Annotated in this window: 4 protein-coding genes; 3 read left to right on the plus strand and 1 reads right to left on the minus strand. The window is 55.0% G+C overall.

Annotation, left to right across the window (positions count from 1 at the left end):
- The first annotated feature begins 441 nt into the window (after positions 1-441).
- Genes Q0072_RS02200 through Q0072_RS02210 form a run of 3 tightly spaced genes read left to right on the plus strand, consistent with a single transcriptional unit; the run spans position 442 to position 3,695 of the window.
- On the plus strand, positions 442-1,626 hold the full coding sequence (locus Q0072_RS02200; protein ID WP_298325068.1) for an HBL/NHE enterotoxin family protein: 1,185 nt from the start codon (positions 442-444) through the stop codon (positions 1,624-1,626).
- Positions 1,627-1,672: 46 nt separating this feature from the next.
- Positions 1,673-2,863: a hypothetical protein gene (locus tag Q0072_RS02205; RefSeq protein ID WP_298325071.1), complete on the plus strand. Its 1,191-nt coding sequence runs from the start codon at positions 1,673-1,675 to the stop codon at positions 2,861-2,863.
- A 40-nt stretch (positions 2,864-2,903) separates the two neighbouring features.
- On the plus strand, positions 2,904-3,695 hold the full coding sequence (locus Q0072_RS02210) for a hypothetical protein (protein WP_298325074.1): 792 nt from the start codon (positions 2,904-2,906) through the stop codon (positions 3,693-3,695).
- A 109-nt stretch (positions 3,696-3,804) separates the two neighbouring features.
- On the opposite strand, the gene Q0072_RS02215 is transcribed toward Q0072_RS02210, so the two are convergent.
- Positions 3,805-4,084 (minus strand): hypothetical protein (locus Q0072_RS02215; RefSeq protein WP_298325075.1); only part of this gene is annotated, 280 nt, incomplete at its 5' end.

Genomic DNA, 4,084 nt, shown 5'->3' on the forward strand with positions numbered 1-4,084 from the left:
CACCTTTTCCAGACCCGCTCAACAGAGCCCCCTGCGCCCTTCGTGCCATGCGATCCGCTGTCGAGGGCGATGCCGACAATGGCTTCGTTTCGCATCCGCGAGATTGAGATTAACAGATCGTTAGGCTTTGAACAGGGGGCGTGTGAGCCGGCATCGCGGTTTTAGTTCGTGCGGCGCACATCGCGTGACCCTTCTCAAAAGCCGTCGCGCGGAATGGGGCCCCGGAGACTCATCGCCTTCATATCTTAGGGTCGATGTCGCTATTGGTGGTATTGAACATATGAGGTGTCCGGTGATTTAGTGGGGATGTTCAAAGCACATAGAGGAATTCTTCTGATAAATATTTATTAAATATTAATATCAGAGAATGATCTATTTATATGGAAAACATTTCGAAATATTCGCGTAGGCTTTTTTTGACAATATGAAAGGAGAAACGAAATGCTTTCGCCAAAGTCACCAGACAGGGTCATCAATTCCATAAATGCGCTGACAGAGTCGACGTTGGAGTTTCGAGGAACAATATTTTCTTTGCAGAATACCGTGATTCCCGAATTTCAGCCTGACTTGCCGTGGAGGGCAACGGTTGCGGACGCCCTTAAAGGCGCCAAGGAGAACGGTGGCGAGTGGTTGCGAAAGGGGAACGCTGAGTTGCTTGTGGCCATCACACAGCCATTGATTGAGTACTCGAACACGTTCGAGGCATTCGTCAAGCTGTTTGAAAGCAATGTTGCCTCAGGTCGCGATGCGGCCGCTCGTCGTGCCGCAATGGCGGGGCTGACCAACCTGAAACAACGGGTCGACACGGCGCAGAAACAGCTTAAGGCTGCCGTGAATGCACAGAAGGCCATGGGCGACGAACTCACCAAGTTGCGTAAATCCGTCGTCTCGGCGCGTCGCGAAGCCGTGAAGAAACACCAACTGGAGGCCGGGACGCTGCAAAGCCTGCGTGCTGAACTCAACGCGCTGGAGGCTGACCGCAAGTCAGCCGAAGACCGCTTCAAGGAAAGCACCCCCACGACGAACCTTGGAGCCGCCGGTTCCCTGTTTAAAAACATCGCCTGGAGCTCTGGCGGTACGATGGCCGTGAATATGGCGGGCATTTTCGTGAAGGCGAAGCAGGTTTCCCTGGGCGTGATCACGTCGGCCAAGCTGATCAAGGGTGTGCCCGTGGCCGTCGTTATCGCATCGGCTCTGCTCATCTATACGCAGTTCAAAGTGAACAGCCTTCACCAGGAATATACTGCAAAATTATCGGAATGTTTGAAGAAAATTCGTGAGATATCGACTGTCGCTCAGGCGCTTATTATTTCCGAGATGGTTGATAAATCTCTTGAAGATATTCAGTCAAATATCAAATCTCCACATAAGATTGGCGAAGATTTGGCCAATATGTGGGCCGCCGAAGGCGAAAAGATCGATGCAGCGCTCAATATGCTGGGTGAAACTGACGATCTTTCAAAGCTGCCCGCCTTCAAGCATTTGGGTACAGCAGCTGCGGTTTGGGCCCGTGTCGCGCGGGAGGCTTCGCTACTTCAATCGAAAATGGTGAATGAGGTCCGCCCTATAGCGGAAAAACTCGACCTTTCGGCACCGCTCAAGATCGTCGGTGGCGTAAGCGCTTAGGCCGTGACGAGTTTTCAGCTTCACTATCGTAATCCGGAGATCCGACATGACGAATAGCACATCAACCGTAAAAAAGGACCAGGCCGCTCCGTCGTCCAATGCGGCGAATACGAAGCCGTCTGTCAAAAATGGAGATGTCGCTCCTCCTGCCAACAGCAACGAAGCCCTTGTTGGGCAGGCTTGCGCGCTGATGCAAATCAACGCTTATTGCCAGGCCGTTCTCAACACGGTTCTTCCTCCCTATCCCAAGAGCGAAGTGCCACAATGGTATAATGAAACCACCCTGGCATTCGCGACGGCCAAGAACCGGGCCCTTGATTGGACCGTGAAGCTCTCTCCGAGCATCTTTTCCGGCATCCCGCTTTCCATTATCAGCTACTCGAACAGTTTCAACGCCTCGACAAAGGTGATCAGCGAGGTTCTGAAACTGGCCGATGCCGATACCGGCGACCTCGACCCCACCAATAGAAAGCGCGTGAAGCGATATGCCACCTCCCTCTTGAAGAGGCTCAACGACGAGAAGGCCAAGGTTGGTAAGTTGGCCGACGAACTCGAACGCTTCGCGAAGGGCCTGCAAGCTGACTTTGATGCGATTGAGGCGGGTCGGCATCGTGTCGAACTATTGTCCAAGGCAACCGATCAGAAGCTGGCGGATTGCAGGCGTATCCGCGACACTATCACCAAGTCCGTCGAGGCATCGGAGGCGAAGCGGAATTCCAGCCAGTGGATTGCTGTCGGCGGCACTGTGCTTGCTGTCATTGCAATTGTTGTGGCCGTGGTTGCCACAGGTGGTGCGGCTGCTATCGCTGTTGTGGGCGCCGTCGCCGCGGCCGGGGCTGCGGGTTATGGCCTTTACAGCGCGTCCGAAGCTGGCAGCCAGTTGAGAAAGGAACTGGAGGAACTGCGCAAGGCGACCAGTGAACTCACCGAAACCCAGCGCTTGGCGCTCTCTTATGAAACCTTGGCAACAAGTCTAAAGTCGATTACCGAGGCCAACAAGCAGGCCCGTGAGGCAATGGCCAAGGTAACCCAGTTGTGGAGCACACTGTCTGGCAAGCTTGCCGCCGTCATCCAGGAAATCGACACGATCGATAAAGCGACCATGCTGGCGCTGTTTGGTGAAGCACAGGCCTCCATCAGTGTCCTCGCCGCGTCGAGTGCCTGGAAGCAGTTGGCGGAATTTGCCGAACAATTGCTGGCAGTCAAGGTGGAGGTCAAAACGGTGTCCGTCGCCTGACCTGCAATGGTGGTCGATCCATTTGACGACGAGGGCGGATATGGAGCAGTCGAGAGACCGAAAGTCGGATATCGCTGCATTCACCAGCTATGTCTACGTTATCCTGGGGGCGGATCGGCAACCGGAATGGATTCCGGATGGTCCGCAGGACCAGGAAATTGCGGCTTATCAGAAGCTGCTTCGCCAGTGGATCGATCACATCCTCCCCATCCTCAGACATGTCTTGCCTTCATTGTTGAAGGAGATAGACCCGTTGATGACGACATGCATCGACATGCTGGAACAACCGGGGAGCCTGGTGGCAGAGAGCCTGATCCTTGAAAAGCTGGAGCCGATTAAGAGCGGCGTTGGTCGGATGGCCGAAAAGGCGGAGCAGATGAAGTCGGCTTTTCAAGCAATGCACAAAGGTATTTTGGAAAGCCACGTGGGCGCGCGTCGGGTCTTTGCCAGTGTGAACCGTCGCTGTATGACCGGCATGTCCAAATCGGAACGGGAGCGTGAGTTTCGAACGCAGCGGAGTGCCCGTGATCTGTTGCGCCGGGGCTTTGTTCATTCCAACAAGGAACTGTCAACCCAGACCGGTCGGCAGCGCACCCAGATCCAGTCAAGGGCTCGCTTGATTTCGGCTGCCAATGCAATCTCGAGCCAGTCAGGTGAAGTCCTCCAGCAACTGTCCGAACTGGCAATCCTTGTCGAAACAGCTCGATCGAGGCTGATATCAGTGAGTGACGGCCTCAGGCATGTCGATACTGGCAACGATTTTCGGACAGTGAGCGCCGGAGAACTCCGTTTGGTCTGGCGGCAACTGACAAAAAATATGTCAAGACTGTAATTCTGTGGTCGCGGGCTCGGCTCCGGACCATTTATGCCGATTTGCGTTGATCAGAACCTGATAGTTCTGATCAACGCCCCAACTGCCGGCGCCCCCGTCCGCGCCTCTCTCACTTCACCTCGACCTTCACGACATTATCGTCCGAGTTGCGGTCGATCAGTTTGTTGTAGGGGTCGATGCCGGCGTGGGTGGGGAGCTTGTCGGTCAGGAACTCGATGACCGTCGTGCTGTCATCCACGGGGCGTTTTTCCATTGCCACCACCTTGCCGGCATCGAACCCGTCATCGCCGGGGCTGGCGGTGAACAGGCCGATATCGATGGGCAGGGACAAGGCGACCTTGGTTTCCTTGCCCTGGCCATCGGCCTCCACCTTGCCGGCCTTGACGGTC

The sequence above is a fragment of the Asticcacaulis sp. genome, assembly GCF_027484505.1.
Classification (GTDB): Bacteria; Pseudomonadota; Alphaproteobacteria; order Caulobacterales; family Caulobacteraceae; genus Asticcacaulis.